Below are 18,607 nucleotides of genomic sequence, written 5' to 3'. Positions count from 1 at the left end.
CCGTGTCACAATGAGAACCATCAATCAAGAATAGAGGGTGAATGAAAAGTGACAAGGGCCTATGGTATGGAGATGGATACGATGGAAGTGCTGAGTTGGATTAGAATTTATGAAAATGGAATTTATTTAGAGATACAGATTGCCGAATGCGGAGATGTCCGTCTGGTTCATTTGTCTCCCTTCCCAGCGAATGAAGATGTACGAGGAACAGAGGAGGTACGAGGAACGCGCCGAATCGTCGAACTGCAAGTGACGGGTGAAGATCGGAACGATCATCATGCGTCTAAATACACAGGGACAATGCCGGGAGGTAGGCTGAAGTACGATTGCCACAGAGATTTCTATAACGAAAGTGGAAGAAAACTTGAAGTGGTTATGGAAGATAGGGGTATGTGGGTGACGGTTCACTATCAATTTTATAACGATATCCCTGTCATCCGAGCTTGGACGGAGGTCGTCAATCAGAGTTTGAATTCCATTCCGATGGAATACGTCTCCTCGTTTACAGTGACAGGTATCTCGGGCGGAAGCCGCGGGTCATGGGAAACCAAAAGTCGACTTCATATTGCACATAATGCTTGGCACGGAGAGCTGCAGTGGAGAAGTTATAGGCTATCCGAGCTAGGTTTAACGAAAGTAAACGATTTTTCGATCAAAAGACTTTCGTACAGCAATTCGGGAACCTGGTCTTCCGCCGATCTTCATCCGATGGGTGGATATGAAAATATTGAGGCGGGAATGGCCATGTGCTGGCAAATCGAGCATAACGGTTCTTGGCATTGGGAGATTAGCGATAAGGCGAATGATCAGCTCTATTTGCAATTAAGCGGCCCTACAGAAAATGAAAGCCATTGGTGGAAAAATGTCGCGCCAGGTGAAGCATTTATGTCCGTTCCTGCGGCAATTGCGATTGTCAAAGGAGGGTTCGAACAGGGAATTGTGGAATTGACGCGTTATCGGCGAGAAATCCGTCGTTGGAATGAAGACAATGAGCGGCTTCCCGTTATTTTCAATGATTACATGAATTGTTTATTCGCTGATCCAACGACCGAGAAGATTTTACCCTTAGTCGATGCGGCTGCTTCGGCGGGTTGCGAATATTATTGCATCGATGCTGGCTGGTATGCGGATGGCGAATGGTGGAGCGATGTAGGGCTTTGGCAACCGTCACAAAGGCGTTTCCCAGGCGGATTGCAGGAGGTGCTCGACTACATCCGAGCGAAAGGTTTAATCCCGGGACTTTGGCTGGAACTTGAAGTCATGGGCATTCATTGCCCCTTAGCGCAGCAAGTGTCGGATGAATGGTTTTTCATGCGACATGGCAAACGGGTCATTGATCACGGCAGGTATCAATTGGATTATCGACATCCCGAAGTCATTCAATATGCAGATGAAGTAATCGATCGCCTAGTGACGGAGTACAAGGTCGGTTACATCAAAATGGACTATAACATTAATGCAGGCATTGGAACTGAGGTTAACGCCGATAGCTTCGGCGATGGCTTGCTTCAGCATAATCGTGCCTACCTGCGCTGGCTTGATAGCGTATTTGCTCGTTATCCGGATTTGGTCATCGAGAATTGTGGAAGCGGCGGTTTGCGTATGGATTATGCTTTGCTCGCCAGGCACAGCGTGCAGTCCATTAGCGATCAGATGGATTACCGCAAGTTTGCGGCGATATCTGCTGCTGCTCCTACGGCGCTCACACCAGAGCAATCCGCTGCTTGGTCATATCCGCTGAAGGATGGAGATCGGGAAGAGGTCATCTTTAACATGGTGAACGGCATGTTAATGCGAGTTCATCAGAGCGGGCACTTGTCAGACATTGCATCGGATCGCTTTGAACTGATTAGCGAAGGAATTTCCTATTACAAGAGTATCCGAGCATCCATTCCGAAGGCTCTTCCATTTTGGCCGATTGGCTTGCCTAAGCATGGCGATCATTGGCTTAGCCTTGGACTTAGAAGCGGTGAGAAGGCTTATGTGGCGGTATGGAGATTGGAAGGCGGAGCGAAAGAGGCGAGATTTCCTATTCCGGATTGTGACGGCAAGAAAGTAACGGTTCGATGTGGGTTTCCTCAGTATGAGAAGCGTAGTTGGAGCTGGAGTCAGCTTGAGAATGCTTTAGTTGTTACACTTCCAACGGAATTTACGGCACGCCTGTATGAGTTGCACATTGAGGAGGAGTAGCCAATGGCCAAAAAGTGTGTCTTTGTTGCATGGATATTCGTTATAGCAATGATTGTCTACGTTCAAAATGACAGGGCTTACGCAGCGGGTACGACCTATTATGTAAGCAGTTCGACGGGCAATGATAATAATAACGGGACGAGCGCAGGCACTCCTTGGCAAACTTTGGCTAAAATTTCTAATCTTACGTTTAATCCTGGCGATAAACTATTATTAAAATCAGGTGACACTTGGAATGAAAGCGTTACCTTAAACGGTTCGGGAACGAGTCTGCTTCCGATCCAAATTACCGCCTATGGCAGCGGGAGCAAACCCATTATTCGATCTTCGGCCCCGGCTGTGGTGAGCATGACGAATGAGAGCGGTTGGATCATTTCGGGATTGGACATAGAGTGTACAACGTCGAATGCGCTAACTAGCTCGACTACTACGAACAGAGCGATCGTTATTACTTATAATGCTGAAGGATCCTGGTCCAATATCACGATAGATGGAAACTTTGTTCGCGGTCCTGGAATAAACAGCAATTCGGAAGGCATTCTGATTTCGGCGGTTTATCCGACAAACAAGCATAGCGAAGTCGCACGAAATATCGTTATTAGCCATAATGAAATCTATATGCTCGGTTGGAGAGCAATCGGAGTTGCCGGTTGGGATAGCACCTTATCAGATAATCATAAAAGCTCCGCGTTATTCCGCAATGTTAAGGTTCACAATAATGTGGCATCTCAGCTTGGAAACCAAGGGATAGTCATCGGGAATTCGAATCATAGCACGATAAAATGGAACCTCGTACATGATGCTGGTCAATATGCCGGAACAGGGGTCACCTGGGGACCGGGAGGAATTTGGCCAGTCGCAAGCTCATATGTTGATGTCATGTTTAACGAGGTCTACAATATGTCCGACAGCAACACGGGGCATGATGCATCCGGATTAAACATTGATTGGTCTAATGAATATGTCAACGTACAATATAATTACGCACATGATAATAAAGGCAACGGCGTGACGACGATGGCGAACATTAATTCGAGAATCACTGACAATAAAGTGAAGGGCAACCGCGGAGAAACCTCTATCGGATCGGGCCAAATCGCATTAAGCGACTTTACAGCGGATACGGGGAGATATTCAGGCTTGAAAAATCTCGTTGTCGCAAATAATTTAATCGTAGTGGATCAAGCGAATACGAGTGCGTTAAGCAGCAAAGATGCGTCACCCGGGGACCCTTGGTCGGGAGATTCGTTCCAGAATAATCGGATCATTATGGCGAACGGAACTTCGGGAACTTCAGCTTATAAAATTGGGTTAAGTGCACCGGTTGATCTTATCAATGACAATCGATTCTATCAGGTAAGCGGGACGGCATTACAAGCTGAAAGGTTTGGGGTCAGCTACAACACGATGGCGGCATGGAGAAGCGCATCCGGATTCGATCTAGGCAGTACCATCTCCGCATTGGATAGTGTGGCGCCAGGTAATCCGTCCGGGGGATTGGCAGCTTGGAATAGCGGAAGCTTAGGCATATCGTTATCTTGGACGGCAGCTTCCGATACGGGTTCAGGACTTAATCACTACAATATTTACCGTTCAACGACCCCAAACTTTACGCCTGCCTACAGTAATATGGTTGGAGAATCAACGACAGCAAACTTTACCGACCGGCAAGAGCTTCAAAGCGGCACGGCCTATTATTATTTGATTGAAGCCGAAGATAACAATGGAAATATTAGTTCAGGCACAACGTCGGCAGGCTCGACCAGCGGAACCATTCCGGCATCTACAAGAAAGTATGAAGCGGTTAAGGACTTCGGTGCGATCTCACAGGGACCGGTTTGGTACTATCACAAATGGAATGGCACGACTTATACGTCATTGGCAAATTACTACGCCCCATGGAGAATGTGGCGGGATGGCTCAACTTTCTTAAGCGTAGGGGAAAATCTGCAATCTCCAGATGGCAGCGATTCTGTAAGAACATGGATAGCGCCGGAGGACGGCGAAATTACGCTCTCGTCAAACGAAACCATTCACATGTTGAACACGGGGGCGGGAGCGGATGGCGTAAACGTGAAGATTTTGAAAAACAACGCACAAATTTGGCCGGCGAGCGACTGGCAGCAGGTCAGCTACGGAACGACAGTATCGTCTCCCGCAATAACGCTCGATGTGATCAAGGGCGATGCGGTACGTTTTGTTGTGAATCAGAATTCGAACAATTTGTACGATACGGTTTATTGGAATCCTATCGTAACCTATAATTCCATTTATTTATTATCTGAAAATTTCGAGAGCTCCACAGGAAGATGGACCGTGCAATCGGGCAGTTGGTCGGTCGTGACAGATAGCGCCAGTAAGAAATACAGGCAGACGGACTATAAGGGAGCCTTGCAACGGCAGGGATCGACTCGTGGAGCAACTACACGTTAGCTAGCGATATTCAAATAAGCAATACCGCGGGAAGCGGCGGTTTCGCGAATCTGGTCTTTCGTGTAACGGATGCAAACAATAAATATTTTGTCTATATCGGTAATATGCATGGGATCGCGATCAAGAAAACGATAGCGGGAACCCAGACGGAGCTGGCATCGAAAGCTTATACGATCAATGTCGGGACGACTTATCGCGTGTCAGTTGAAGTTATTGGAAATCAAATGAATTTGTATGTGGATGGCATTCTTCAACTAAGTGCAACAGATCCTGCTTTTACGTTCAGCAAGGGGAGGATTGGGTTAGAAACGTATAATGTGACTGTGCTATACGATAACGTTATACTCATTGAGCTATAGGAACGTAGGACGCCTCGATCACCGATCGGGGCATTTTTTTTGAATAAGCATCCATACAACATCGTAACAAACTACATCCAATGTTCTATTCTCAACACATATTAAGGGAAGGCCGTCTATGGCACAATCAATATAGCAAGAGAGTTAACAGGGTGGATAGAGAGAGGAGGCAGGTGAGTGGAGCGCGTAAAGTATGATGATACAGCCGTGAGCATGTCTGAAATCTCAATCAGTGTTCCGGAATGGAGTGAATATAAGAGAGTTAGCGTCGCTGATTTCGGTGCTAGATCCGAGGAAGGGTATTGTAACGGTAGTGCCTTTCAGAATGCCATTGATTATTGCAAACGGGAACATTCGTCCGAGCTTGTCGTCCCTTCGGGAATATATCGATTTTATAATGGCAATCATCCTATATTCGAAGGGATGCACGATTTTCAGTTCGATGGTGGCGGCTCTGAATTCATTTTTTCTACGGTGGAAGTCTTCTTTACCATAAGGAATTGCGTACGGACGATATTCAAAAATTTTACTGTCGATTGGGACTGGGAAAGCGGGCAATTGGCAAGCATCGGACTAGTAAGGGAAGTGGCCTCAGACAGCACTTATTTCGATCTTCACTTTCCGGAGTATTCGCAAGCGCCGAGCGATCTGAACATACGGACATTAAACGCGATGAACCCGCTGACGTTATCTGCAGGCTGCGAGTTAGGTCGTGAATTCCACAAAACCCATTTCCGGAATATTAGTCGCCAGGATCTCAATACGTTCCGAATTGTACTGTCCAACCCCGAAGATTTTGGCTTCCTGAATCCAGGGCAAGCTTACATCGTACGTCATTACATTTATGACGCGAACGCTTTCGAACTTAAAAGCAATCAGCATTTGCAAATCGAGCATGTAACGATCTATTCCGCGCCAGGACATGCTTTCGTGGCGTCAGGAGATCAACACCATTGGGCGCTGCGACATTGCAGAATTGTGAAACGGCCAGGAACGACGCGTTGCATTTCCGTCACGGCAGATGGCTGCCATATCAGTAATTCGCTAGGTTACTTTATGATTGAAAATTGCGATTTCAGCTACAACGGCGACGATTGCCTGAACATTCACGATAATTCAGTTCAGGGTTTTAAGCGAATCGATGATCGGACCTTACGTTTAATTCGTGTGCTAGCATGGCGTAATCCCTTTGCAGTAGGGGACGAAGTTGAGTTTCGAAATGAAGATCTGTCGCCTGCCGAGATCACGGAGCGTATCGCAGACGTGGAATGGAACAAGGAGTATAACACCTGCACGCTTACCTTTGAAAAACCGATCCCAGCCGAGGTTTCAGAACGCGCGATACTTTTTAATCGAAGATATGATTCCAGCAACTATATCGTTCGCAATAATTTCTTTCACCATAACCGCGCAAGAGGGATATTGCTACATTCCAGCAACGGCTTGGTGGAGAACAATCATTTCTTTATGAATCAAGGGTCAGCGATTCAAATTGAGTGCGGTTCCGAGTCTCGCTGGTCGGAAGGATTTGGAGTAAGCAATCTGCGTATCCGCAATAATTTGATTGACAGCTGCGATGTGAATCACTGGAACATGGCCGTTATCTACATGGGTGTATATCTTGCCATGGGTAGAACGCAATATGCGGTCTTTGACCGAGTGTGGATCGAGAATAATACAATTATCAATTGTCCGCAGCAAGCGGTTTATGCTTCATCCTGCAGAAGGGTATATATCCGCAATAATGCCATTCTGAATTCCAATGCTATAAGGCTCAAATCGCATGCCGATGGAGATGAGAATGGCTTGCTCCACCCGGAATATTATCAGGGAAGTTTAATGGCAAGCCATTGTAAAGAGGTTTGGATCGAGAACAACAGAAGATTGTCCACGGTTGAAACAACAGAGGATCATATTTATATTGATGATGCGACTAGTACGAATGTGAATTTGCTTAATAACATCGGATTCAATAGAGACGACAGCCGGTTCAGGCTGCAGAAGAAGACGGGTGAGCTATAATATGGCGACAATTGGGGCGAAAGCCGTAGCGGGTAAGGATGTACGCAGAAGAATAGTCAAATATAAAATGCTGTATCTCATGCTGCTTCCTGCCGTTGCGTTTTTAATTATATTTAGTTACATCCCCATGTATGGTGCATCGATCGCATTTAAAGAATTTTGGATTACGAAAGGAATTTTAGGCAGTCCATGGGTAGGATTTAAGCACTTCGAACAAATTTTCGCGACCGATAAGTTTTGGCAGGTTTTTACCAACACGATTGAAATCAATTTAATGCGTCTCCTATTTGGATTTCCTGCTCCGATTATTCTGGCTATTCTTTTAAATGAAGTAAGGCACAGAATCTTCAAGCGATCGATTCAAACGATTATTTATTTGCCCCACTTCATCTCGTGGGTAACGATCTCGGGTATATTGTTCGCACTGCTGTCTAACGAGGGTTTGGTCAATAGCATTATTGTTCTGTTCGGCGGAGATCCTGTTAATTTCTTGACAAGCAACAGCATGTTCCGGCCACTATTGGTCATTTCAGGAATTTGGAAGGAAGTCGGATGGGGAACGATTATTTTTCTGGCGGCATTGTCCGGTGTCAATCCGGATCTGTATGAGGCATCCGTGATCGATGGTGCTAACCGCTGGAAACAGATTGTTCACATTACATTGCCAAGCTTGCTGCCGATCATATCGATTTTGTTAATATTGAATTTTGGCAGCATGATGAGCGGTGGTTTCGACCAAGTGTTTAATATGTACAACCCGATGGTCTATGAAAGCGGCGATGTTATCGATACCTACGTTTACCGGATCGGGCTGACGCAAGGACAGTATAGCATGGCAACCGCAATCGGGTTATTCTTAAACGTAATCAATTTTGTTCTTCTTATCGCGGTAAACAGCGCGGCTAAAAAAATGAACGGACATGGCATTTACTGAGGTGATTGAATAATGGTGCGATCTACGAGTGTTTCTGGGAAAATATTTGACATACTGAACATCATTTTTTTAGTTTTCATGGCTTGTATTATGCTTTACCCGTTCTGGCATGTACTTGTTGGATCCGTACTGCCGTATGAAGAAGCAGTCAAAACGAGATTTAATATCATTCCGCGAAGTATTTCTTTTGAAGCCTATGAATACGTTTTCTCGAAAAATACGATTCTTATGTCGGTTGTGGTTTCCGTATTCGTTACGGTTATTGGTACGCTATACCAGCTTTTGATTACATCTATTGCGGCATATCCGTTGACGAAACAAGATCTTCCGGGTAGAACCGCTATCTTTCTCTTTATCATATTCACGATGTTTTTTGGCGGGGGGCTCATTCCTTACTACTTGCTAATCAAGAGCCTTGGGATGGTAAATAGTTTGGCCGTTATGATCATTCCGGCAGCGTTAAGCACTTATAACTTGATTGTGCTCAAAACATTTTTTCAAAATATCCCAATTGATCTGGAGGAATCAGCAAAAATCGATGGGGCTGGTTATATGAGAGTGTTCTTCCAGATCATCATCCCCTTATCGTTTCCTGCTCTGGCAACTATCGCATTATTTATCGCGGTTGGTCAATGGAACAACTGGTACGTTCCGATGTTGTTTCTTAACGATAAGGAACTATGGCCGTTAGCGATGGTGTTAAGGGATGTTCTGATTAATAACAATATGGAATTGACCCGCAGCGGCAGCTTCGTAAGCAAGGATTTCATGCTGGGTGACACCATTAAGAATGCGATTGTAATGGTTTCTGTCATTCCCATCATCATTGTATATCCTTTCATTCAGAAGCACTTTGTTAAAGGGGTGATGATTGGATCAATCAAGAGTTGAAAGTCAGTCAGATTACTAGAATGAATTAATTATTCATTAAAGGGGAGTAGTGAACAACATGTTGAATAGAAAGAAAGGTCTCATTTTATTGCTTGCAGTTGTGTTGTTATTTGTTGGGATTATTGCAGGATGTGGAAGCAATAATGAGAAAAACGAAGCGGGTGAGTCTTCTTCAACTGCAAGCCCAAGTTCTAAACCAGTCGTTGAAAATACAAAGCCTGTTGAATTATCCGTATTTAGTTGGATGTTCGAGGGAGCTGACTCGCAGGATTCTCAAATCTATAAGTACTTGCAGGAAAAGCTCAACATCCGCTTGAAGCCGATTACAGCTTCGTGGAATGACTGGGAAGAGAAGCTGAACGTGATGATTGCCTCTGGGGAGATGCCCGATGTATTTGTTTCCTACGGCGTTGACCGTCCGGTTCAATATCGTCAGTGGATTAAAGAGAGCATGCTTCTTCCGCTTTCAGATTACTCAGAGCAGTATCCGAATATTAAAGCGTCGCTGGCCAACTTTGAACATTTAGCTAAAACGACCGACAACAAACATTATGCGCTCCCTATATTCAATGAATCCGGAAGCGGCAAGATGGCGGTGAGCGGTCACAATATTCTAATTCGTAAGGATTGGCTGGATAAGCTAAATCTAGAAGTACCAAAGACGATCGATGAGTTCTATGCGGTTGCTAAGGCATTTGCCGAGGGTGATCCAGACGGCAATAACAAGAAGGATACGTACGGTTATTCCTCCAGTGCTGGAGGGATTTGGTGGCAATATCCACTGTTCAACGCTTTCGACACGAGCACTGATAGGTGGGAGAAGAAAGATGGGCAATGGGCGCCGGAGGTGCTTTCCGATGAAACGAGAGACGGGCTTTCTTTTCTAAACCAGCTTTACAAGGAAAAAATTCTTGATCCTGAGTTTATGTTGAATACAGATGATCAGAAAATCGAGAAATTCATAACGGGCAAAGTCGGAATCATGATTCATAACGCAAATGCGACCTTCTATAATGATTTTTATGATAAGTTCAAGCAGGCATATCCCAATGCCGATCCGAAGTCGATTTTCACATGGGTAGGCACCTTGGTAGGGAAAACAGGCGCTCAGCGAATGGATGGCTTCAATAACTTCTGGGCGGAAACGTCTATTAATGCGAACATCTCGGATGAGAAAAAGAAAAAAGCATTGGAGCTGCTAGACTACCTCCTCTCAAGTGAAGGGCAGCAGCTTATGATGAACGGCATTGAAGGGGTCCACTACAGCAAAGACGGAGATAAAATCACACCCCTCATGACGGATGAAGAAAAGGGCAAAGATAAAGCCTTTTCATTAAAAGCATTGGTTTCTTGGAATTCGGACTTCCTAGCCGACAGTACGCCTAATAAAGAGGACATTGTAGCAATGGCAAAATCGACAGGCGACTTTGCCGTTCCGAATCCGTTAGCTTATTTAAACATTAATCCAGAGGAACTCGATCCGAGTATTCCAAGCCAGCTGAATGATTTGGTAAATGAAAAATTCGTAAAAATAATTGTGGAATCCAAGGACGTTCCTGCGGATTTCGCTTCCTTCAAGGAAGAGTGGTTGTCTAAAGGCGGTACGAAAGTGATTGAAGCAACGAATAAACAAGCGCAAGCGGAAGGTCGCTAAATCCGCGAGAAAGCTCGTTTAGTGTAGGAAGAGACCTTGCTGGAGCCGAATTTATCAGCAAGGTCTCTTTAATTGGGCGTAAATTACATATTTGCAACGCTAAGAGTGGAGGTTGTTGGAATGATAAAGTATGAGGATTTTCAGCCGGGCGAATTGTGGCTGGATACGAATGGAAAGCCTATTCAGGCACATGGCGGCAGTATATTATTCGATAACGGTAAGTATTACTGGTATGGAGAGAATAAAGACGGCCCGAACAGTTTAGGTCGGATCGGCATTCAGCGCGTAGACATCATTGGCATATCCTGCTACTCTTCAAGTGATTTATACAACTGGTCATTCGAAGGCATCGTGTTGCCTGCGGTTTCCGATGATCCGAACCACGACCTTCATCCGTCTAAAGTAGCGGAGCGTCCGAAGGTTCTGAAGAACGATCGGACTGGTCAATACGTCATGTGGCTTCATATTGATAGTGAGGACTATACGCTGGCTAAAACCGGCGTGGCCGTAAGTGAAAATCCAGCGGGACCATTTGAATATGAGGGAAGCAAGCGTCCTAACGACGTGGATAGCCGTGATATGACATTATTTAAAGACGACGATGGAACGGCGTATTTAATTCATTCGTCTGACTGGAACAAAACCCTGATCATTTCGAGGTTAACGGATGATTATACAGATTTGAATGGCGAGTTTACGAAAGCGTTCATCGACCAGTCCCGGGAAGCGCCGGCGGTGTTTAAACATGCGGGGAAGTATTACTTGTTATCCTCGGGTTGTACGGGGTGGTATCCCAATGCGGCTCTCGTTGCCGAGTCGGATCGAATGATGGGACGGTGGGAGCTAAGGGATAATCCGTTAAGTGGACCAAATGCCCGGAAGACGTTTTATGCGCAGAGCACGTATGTGTTTCCTGTTCAGGGATTGGAGAACAGCTTTATTTTTATGGCTGACCGATGGCGGCCGGAAGAGCTAGCGGATTCAAGATATGTATGGCTTCCTATCACTTTTATGGAAGATGGGATAGAAATCAAGTGGGCGGATCGCTGGGATTTGAATACGTTTCGAAAATAAATATATGAATGAAGGCCGTTCCTCAGGTAGGAGCGGCCTTATGTTATTGAGCTGAATTAATCGTTCACAATCTCTCCACCATTCAAGCGCCTCTGCTTTTTATTCTAATGATCCATGATAAGCATACTTAAATAGGCTTTATTTAAGAGGGATGGGCCTGTCAATTTCCTGAAGGCTCTCGGAAGCATGTCGTTCCCTCCTGTTGGAATAATGAATTAGGCACTTATGAGTATTTTGCGCGGCATGGTACCGTACTTATTTTGATAATGTGCAGGAAGCGAATATTCGTCTGGTCTTCGAAGGTATTCTCCATCATGCGGATGTGTACGTGGATCGTCAGCATATAGGGTACCATTTTGGCGGATTTACACAATTCTCACTCCTTCTGCCGCAGCTTGCTCAAGGAAAGCATGATCTCGTTATTCGAGTGGATAATACGATGGACTGGCAAACGCTGCCAACGGACATTGCGGATTGGCATTCTTACGGGGGGATTATCCGCTCTGTTGAGCTGCAGGAGCTGCCTGATGTGTATATAGACTCGATGAAAATTGATTATCAAATGAAGGATGTCTCAGCGGATATTCAACTGCAAATTGAGCTCCATTCACTTAGCAAGGGAGATTGTCAGGTTGAGGTGAGTGCCTTCACGGAGGAGCTTTCACTTTCTGCTTCTCATGTGCAGGTTGCTGCCGGTCAGACTGTGAGTTTGACGCTTCAAGGGAGCCTTAAGAAGATTCGTAGATGGGATGTAGGTGGGCCTGCGCTTTATACATTTACGTTCAAGCGGGGGAAGATGACCTCATAGACCGTACAGGGTTCCGCACGGTTGAGGTGCTGGGCAGCGACATTCTGTTGAATGGCAAAAGCTATACCTACAAGGTGTGAACCGGCATGAGGAGCATCCCGAGTGGGGATTTGCCTTCCCGCCGAAGCTGATGCTGAAGGATCTCGATATTTTGGCCGACATGTGCTGCAATATCGTGCGCGGATTCGCATTATCCGCAGAGCCAGTTCTGGATCGATTTGCTGGATGAGCACGGGATGCTGCTCTGGAGCGAGATGCCGATGTGGGGCTGTTTTATGAGTAGAGAAACACTGGCAAGTCCTATCTTCATAGAGCGTGGCGTCAAGATGCTGGATGAAATGATCTCCCGAGATTATCATCATCCGTCCATTATTTTCTGGGGAGCCCACAACGAAGTTGATACGCGGACAGAAGAAGCGCTCGAGCTAACGAAAACTTTCGTAGGCAAAATTCGCAGTATGGATAGCAGCAGACTCGTTACCTACGCGACTATGCATCCAGAGCAGGATTTTGTGCTGTCCTATTTCGACGTTATCGGTATTAATAAATACTACGGCTGGTATGAAGGCAGCGTGGATGGATTCAGCAGCATGCTGGAGAACTACTACATTCATGCGGAGAAGCAAGGCGCAGGCGGCAAGCCTGTCATCATGAGCGAGTTCGGCGCAGCGGGTATATTCGGAGATGCGGGCTGGGAGCCGCGCTTGTTTAGCGAAGACTATCAGGCGGATGTCGTGACGCGTGCGTTGCAGATATTCCGCGACGACCCTCGCATCGCTGGCACGCTCATCTGGCACTTCGCCGACATTCGCGTCGATGTCCGAAGCGACAGGCCTTACTTCCGCGATCGCGCGCGAAGCTTTAATAACAAAGGATTGCTAAGCGAATATCGCAAGCCGAAAATGGCTTATCGGTTAGTGAAGGAGATTTATCGGTCGGAGTGGTAAGATTGAGGGAGCAATAGAGTAAAGGTGTAAGAGAGTAAAAGAGTAGGGACTCATCCTAGTGGATGGGTCTCTTTTTTTGTATTTCGTGGCTTAACTCTCCGCCTTTTGCTTGGCGCCATATGAACAGATCACGCATCTGATATATAGAAGTTTAATAGAAACAAGGTGATCGGAATTGCTGGATTAAAAGCTGCTCGTCAACCCGACTTAGTGTTGATCACTTGTGCAAGAAACCCTCTTGTTCCCGGCTCTGCACGCCGAATTGCCTCAGTCCGTGTGATCGGCAGCGCTGTGCCCTGCAAAGCTACTTTGGTACCAAATGGATTGCTTATCACAGCATTGAACTGCCTGCTAGACGAATTCAAAATCGTTTATAAGAAAAAAACATCAAATATGAGCGGGTATTTGTTGTTGCAGCGTTTTCGGAATATTTAAGTGGGGAGGGGTGGTGGGAGTTGCTCCTTTTTTTATGACGAAGTGTATTATGAATTGCGACAGCCAGAAAACAATAGGTCCGCAAGCTTTGTTTGACAAGTTTTAAATTCCTTGTAAATGGACTTTCAGGTGAAGGATAGCTATCGCAGTTCGAAAATATCCATTAAAGAATGAACTTAACAAAATGCACAAAGTGTTAAATTGGTGAAAGCTTACGATTAGCCGTAAAGATGGCTTCCAGTAAGCATTTTTATTTATGTTCGAATCCAATTAAAACTTGTACTTAACATTTTGAATCTATTGTATAATTTAGCTAAACATTTTAGGTGAGAGGAGTGTTACCGCTGAGACCATCTCAAGGAGCAAATACCGTTTAGCCAATCCGTGACCGGGAGAAAATCCTTCAGATAAAAGAACTGCTGTTTTTTATGGAGATTAATTCAGGCCTTAGACTGTTTTATAAAGAATTACACGGCCGGCAGTTTTTAAGTGATGTGAAGCGACGATCTTTACAACAAAAAGGCCCTCGTGCGGTCTACCGCTGAGTGCTTTTTCAATCATCGATTCCTTATTTGGTAAATCTCGCGCTGATCTCTGCGCACATCTCGCTCCCACATTAGCAGGCCCTTTACGGTCTGCTTTTTGATTGTCGTGGGACCGGCCCCAATATCTGAATTTTATATTGAAAATTGTCTATAATTCTGGAGATACGCTCGTAATATTGAAACGAAATTTAGAAAGTACGATAAGCAGACTGCAGGCCGTTCTCACACACCTATTAATCCAATACCATGAAGAAGACGAATAGTACTTATAATACACAAAGTCTATTTATCTTACTTATTTTAGAGATAATCCAGAAACAATTTATTTCATAAGGAGGGAATACATAAATGACTAATTTACTTGAAATATCCTATGAACATATTGAAGCACTCAACGATTTACAGTTAACAGATATACTTCGTCGGTTATTACACTTAGAAGCGGTAGGGGCTGGCATACCTGTTTCAAACGTCGATGTATCATTGAATATTAATGTTGCTGATGGTGGGGAAGATGGAAGGATTAAGTGGGAGGCAGGACCTGCAAATACTGCTTGGATTCCAAATCGCTTCACATTATTTCAATGTAAGGCAACTGATATGCCTCCAGCAGGATGTAAAAGTGAGTTGTTGATAAAATCTACAACGAACCTAAAACCTCGGGTTGAAGAAGTTTTAGATGCGGGTGGTTCATATATTCTTTTTTATAATCGAAGCTGTAATTCTACTCAGCAGATTGCTCGTGTTAGTAAGTTTAGAGAAGCATTAAAAGAAGCTGGAAAAGACTACTCAGATACTGCAGATATAATTATCTATGATGCAAATAAGATCGCGGAATGGGTAAACAAATACTTATCGGTAATTGCAGCGGTATTCAAATATAATCGTCGCCCTCTACCTGAGGATATGGAAACATGGAGCTCATGGAGTAGATACAAAGATAATCAATACACTTATGTATGTGATCCAATTATTATCGATCAAATCAAAGCATTACGACAACACTTATCTGGCATCCAAAAGGTTGCGCGGATAGTCGGTCTTTCTGGACTTGGAAAAACTAGATTAGCTTTCGAAACACTTCGCCCACCTTCTGATCCTACTGATTATGTTCAACAAGCATTAAGTGACCATACAGTTTATCTTGATGCAGCCACAAACAGTAATAATCTTCTATCAATTATTGGTGGTTGGCGATCCGAAGGACTTAAGGGATTAATTGTAGTCGACAACTGCCCAATGGAGCTACATCAGCAATTAATTAAGAAAATTCAGCATTCGGACAGCCAATTAAACCTTTTAACTATGGATTACAATCCTGAAAAAATGGATGCAGACTACCCATTTATTGAGATAAAGAAAGCATCAACTGAGACAGTTATTAAACCGATGCTCAAAATCGCATATCCAGAATTAAAGGATGAGGACATTAACCGTATTGCAATCTTCGCAGAAGGGTTTCCTCAAATGGCGGTTCTATTAGCTGAAGCACGCCTTAATGATAAACCTGATATAGGTAATTTAGAGAATCCTGTACTTCTAGAAAAATTGTTATGGGGAAGATCTCAACCAGACCAGGAAGCACATGTTGTCATTTCAGCATGTGCTTTGTTTGAGCAAATGGGGTTTTCTGATGATTTAGTTGAACAGAGACGTTTTGTATCTGAGAAATTCTGTGGAATGGATCCTGACCGTTTTTTCGAATTGGCAACTAGTTTTATCGAACGTGGGATTCTAGATAAACGAGGGAGATATGTTAGTGTAACTCCAATTCCCCTAGCTATTCGACTTAGCGCTTCTTGGTGGAAACGTTGTGCCCCCGAAAGGGCACTAAGATTAATAACAGAGCCAATGCCATCTGGCATGTCTACGGCGCTTTGCGATCAGATCTCGAAATTGCATTTTGTAACAGAAGCCCGAGAACTGACTAAACAACTCTGTGGTATTCAGGGCCCTTTTGGACAAGCGGAAGTATTAAATTCTGAAGAAGGTTCACGCCTCTTCCGCTCGCTTTCTGAAGTGAACCCTCAAGCGGCTGTAGAGGCAATTGAGAGAGTATTTGGTTCCTGTACTACTGAACAATTAAAACATGTAGTACAGGGTAGACGGAATCTAGTATGGACTCTTGAAAAGTTGTGCTTCTGGGGAGACACATTTAACAGAGCCTCAAAGCTTTTATTGGCCTTCGCAGTTGCTGAGAACGAAACATGGTCTAATAATGCAACAGGTCTATTCTTGCAGTTGTTTTCTGTGTTTTTATCCGGAACCCAAGCTTCTCCTATGTCACGAATTGTCATCATAGATGAAGCATTGGAAAGTCCTGAATTTGAATACAAGGAATTGGGTTTAAAGGCTTTGGGCTCAATATTAGAGACTCGAGGTTTTTCACGGACGATGGGCGTAGAGACTCAGGGAAGTAGAGCACCACAAAAGGAATGGCGGCCAAGGGAATGGTCAGAGGTTTTTAATTATTGGTCTGAGGCCTTAACTAGACTGGCTCATTTTATTGCCAGAACAGATGAATTAGGTGAACTCGCACGTGATATTACTGCTGAGCATATGCCTGGATTGGTAAGGAATGGGCGTATCGAAGAGTTGGAACGTCTAATTCAAACTGTGGTTGACCAAGGAAGTATTCTTTGGACCAGCGCTTTGGAAGCTATACAAGATTTAATTAAGTATGATGACGATCAAATGCCTAAGGAGATTAATTCACGTCTTATTCATTGGATTGATATGTTACAGCCAAGACAACTAAGTGAGAGATTACATTTAATTGTAAGTAACCCACCTTTTGACCATCAAAAAGGGGAAGATGGGCATTATATTGATCATGCGGCGATGAGAGCGAAGGATCTCGCCAAGGAAATAATCGATAATAGTCAAAAAGATTGGGTTAAATTCCTACCAATTGTTTTGCAGGGTGAACAAAAACAAGGATACGTGTTTGGAATAAGTCTTGGAGAAAACATAAAAGATCCATTTGAATTTATAGAGGCCAGTCTTGCCATATTAAACGACCTAAGAAATGAAGGTAATTCAATCGTAGTTGGGGGATTTCTTTTTGCACTTCGCCAAAAAAATGTTGATATAGTTACTGAGACCTTGCAAACAATTGCAAGCAATGAGAATTTACGCGTTCACTTAATTGGAATAACTCGATTATCGAAGCCTGAGCCGTCCGATTTGGAGCGTGTCCTACAGTTATTGGCAGACGAGGTCATCCCCCTGGAGGACATAAGAGCATTTGCATATGGAAGTGTACTCGACCATTTAGATGAACATGTTATCATTGAGTTCTGTGACACACTCAGAGAGCATTCTGCTGTTGGTGCATGGATCGCGTTAGATATAATAACTCTTTATACTTTGCATGATCCGAAGAGGCAGGAGATATGTAAGGATGCATTATTTAGAATACTTATCACTTCTGGACTATTAGCTGCGGGTGATAAGTTCTCTACAGGAGATATATGGCGATGGAAAGAGACAGTTATTGATTTCCTTAAAATAGAAGGTGCTGGCAGTAGGCTTGCTGCGCATCTTGTAGAAGAGATAATTACGCTCTCATTTGACGTTGTTTCAAAATATGCTTTATTGAATCAAATGAGAGAGGTAATAAAGGAATTATTAAATCGATATAAAGATATTATTTGGCCAAAACTTAGCGATCATCTCTTATCAGACGACAACCGTGTTTCTTTAAGAATGAAGTATCTTTTAAAGAATGAAACCTTTTCCTGGGGTGATGAAGAAAATACTTGCATACTTCTTGAATTGCCACAAGATCTTTTAGAAGAATGGTGTCTAAGAAACCCTGAAAAAGCACCACAAATATTAGCTACTTTGGTTTCCATTTATGAAAAAAATGATGCATCGTGGACATTTAATTCTCTGACGAAATGGTTATTAGACAACTTTGGTCAACAAAAAGCTGTACTTTCAGCAATTTACTCCAATATGRGTAGTTTCGGTTGGAGCGGTTCTATGGTTCCGTATCTCCAAAAACAAATCGAAGTAATTCAGCAAGTGCGAAACCATAAATTTCTAGAAGTGCGTGCGTGGTCAAATCACATTTTAACTTATCTTGAGGAAAAAATTAAAAGGGAACGAGTATTGGACAAAGAAAAGGAACATGGTATCTATGATGAATAGTACGAATTCTTACAAATTATAAAAGGGCAAGATGCTCAAGAATGAAAAAGTCGTTATTTTTTGCCACCGGTAACAAAATAACGACTTTTTTAAAATATGAAATATGCAATTTTTATTAATTTTGGATCAATCTTAGATATCAATTGTTCATTTGCTGACA

At 43.9% G+C, this 18,607-nt stretch carries 12 protein-coding genes and 1 pseudogene; 12 read left to right on the top strand and 1 reads right to left on the bottom strand.

The genetic code is table 11. From position 1 onward, the window contains the following. Positions 1-48 precede the first annotated feature (48 nt). From AB4Z50_RS13845 to AB4Z50_RS13795, 11 genes and pseudogenes are all read left to right on the top strand, one after another. Positions 49-2,190, top strand: a complete 2,142-nt coding sequence (locus tag AB4Z50_RS13845) for a glycoside hydrolase family 36 protein (RefSeq protein WP_441879665.1) — start codon at positions 49-51, stop codon at positions 2,188-2,190. A 3-nt stretch (positions 2,191-2,193) separates the two neighbouring features. Further along, positions 2,194-4,623: a right-handed parallel beta-helix repeat-containing protein gene (locus tag AB4Z50_RS13840; protein ID WP_441879663.1), complete on the top strand. Its 2,430-nt coding sequence runs from the start codon at positions 2,194-2,196 to the stop codon at positions 4,621-4,623. A 104-nt stretch (positions 4,624-4,727) separates the two neighbouring features. Continuing rightward, positions 4,728-4,982, top strand: a complete 255-nt coding sequence (locus AB4Z50_RS13835; protein ID WP_441879661.1) for a hypothetical protein — start codon at positions 4,728-4,730, stop codon at positions 4,980-4,982. Positions 4,983-5,159: 177 nt separating this feature from the next. Then, on the top strand, positions 5,160-7,004 hold the full coding sequence (locus tag AB4Z50_RS13830; protein WP_441879659.1) for a right-handed parallel beta-helix repeat-containing protein: 1,845 nt from the start codon (positions 5,160-5,162) through the stop codon (positions 7,002-7,004). A gap of 1 nt (position 7,005) precedes the next feature. Continuing rightward, the gene (locus AB4Z50_RS13825; protein WP_339208115.1) at positions 7,006-7,938 is read left to right on the top strand and encodes an ABC transporter permease; all 933 of its coding nucleotides are present in this window, start codon (positions 7,006-7,008) and stop codon (positions 7,936-7,938) included. A gap of 12 nt (positions 7,939-7,950) precedes the next feature. Continuing rightward, positions 7,951-8,829, top strand: coding sequence for a carbohydrate ABC transporter permease (locus tag AB4Z50_RS13820; RefSeq protein ID WP_430062424.1), 879 nt, complete (start codon positions 7,951-7,953; stop codon positions 8,827-8,829). Between the two features lie 58 nt (positions 8,830-8,887). Then, a complete protein-coding gene (locus tag AB4Z50_RS13815) occupies positions 8,888-10,483 on the top strand; it encodes an extracellular solute-binding protein (RefSeq protein ID WP_339208117.1) in 1,596 nt (531 codons plus the stop codon). A gap of 120 nt (positions 10,484-10,603) precedes the next feature. Beyond that, positions 10,604-11,557, top strand: coding sequence for a glycoside hydrolase family 43 protein (locus AB4Z50_RS13810; protein WP_441879655.1), 954 nt, complete (start codon positions 10,604-10,606; stop codon positions 11,555-11,557). Positions 11,558-11,825: 268 nt separating this feature from the next. After that, a complete protein-coding gene (locus tag AB4Z50_RS13805) occupies positions 11,826-12,365 on the top strand; it encodes a sugar-binding domain-containing protein (RefSeq protein ID WP_441879653.1) in 540 nt (179 codons plus the stop codon). 64 nt (positions 12,366-12,429) lie between these two features. Then, positions 12,430-12,594, top strand: a pseudogene (locus tag AB4Z50_RS13800) (glycoside hydrolase family 2 TIM barrel-domain containing protein); the annotation flags it as partial. Between the two features lie 7 nt (positions 12,595-12,601). Next, positions 12,602-13,312 (top strand): glycoside hydrolase family 2 TIM barrel-domain containing protein, encoded by a 711-nt coding sequence (locus AB4Z50_RS13795; protein WP_441879774.1) that lies wholly within the window; start codon positions 12,602-12,604, stop codon positions 13,310-13,312. A 197-nt stretch (positions 13,313-13,509) separates the two neighbouring features. Here AB4Z50_RS13795 and AB4Z50_RS13790 read toward each other — a convergent pair whose 3' ends face one another. Next, on the bottom strand, positions 13,510-13,647 hold the full coding sequence (locus AB4Z50_RS13790; protein ID WP_441879651.1) for a hypothetical protein: 138 nt from the start codon (positions 13,645-13,647) through the stop codon (positions 13,510-13,512). Between the two features lie 993 nt (positions 13,648-14,640). On the opposite strand from AB4Z50_RS13790, the gene AB4Z50_RS13785 reads away from it, so the two are divergent. After that, the gene (locus AB4Z50_RS13785; RefSeq protein ID WP_441879649.1) at positions 14,641-18,447 is read left to right on the top strand and encodes a hypothetical protein; all 3,807 of its coding nucleotides are present in this window, start codon (positions 14,641-14,643) and stop codon (positions 18,445-18,447) included. Positions 18,448-18,607 lie beyond the last annotated feature (160 nt).

Origin of the sequence: Paenibacillus sp. 2TAB26, from assembly GCF_052115145.1 — a bacterium.
Taxonomy (GTDB): domain Bacteria; phylum Bacillota; class Bacilli; order Paenibacillales; family Paenibacillaceae; genus Pristimantibacillus.
This window is presented reverse-complemented; position numbering and strand designations above follow the sequence as displayed.

Excerpts from the sequence above, each read along its gene's own strand:
- AB4Z50_RS13820 (WP_430062424.1), top strand. The coding sequence starts at position 7,951 with ATGGTGCGATCTACGAGTGTTTCTGGGAAAATATTTGACATACTGAAC.
- AB4Z50_RS13795 (WP_441879774.1), top strand. The coding sequence starts at position 12,602 with ATGCTGCTCTGGAGCGAGATGCCGATGTGGGGCTGTTTTATGAGTAGA.
- AB4Z50_RS13835 (WP_441879661.1), top strand. The coding sequence starts at position 4,728 with ATGCATGGGATCGCGATCAAGAAAACGATAGCGGGAACCCAGACGGAG.
- AB4Z50_RS13825 (WP_339208115.1), top strand. The coding sequence starts at position 7,006 with ATGGCGACAATTGGGGCGAAAGCCGTAGCGGGTAAGGATGTACGCAGA.
- AB4Z50_RS13815 (WP_339208117.1), top strand. The coding sequence starts at position 8,888 with ATGTTGAATAGAAAGAAAGGTCTCATTTTATTGCTTGCAGTTGTGTTG.
- AB4Z50_RS13810 (WP_441879655.1), top strand. The coding sequence starts at position 10,604 with ATGATAAAGTATGAGGATTTTCAGCCGGGCGAATTGTGGCTGGATACG.
- AB4Z50_RS13840 (WP_441879663.1), top strand. The coding sequence starts at position 2,194 with ATGGCCAAAAAGTGTGTCTTTGTTGCATGGATATTCGTTATAGCAATG.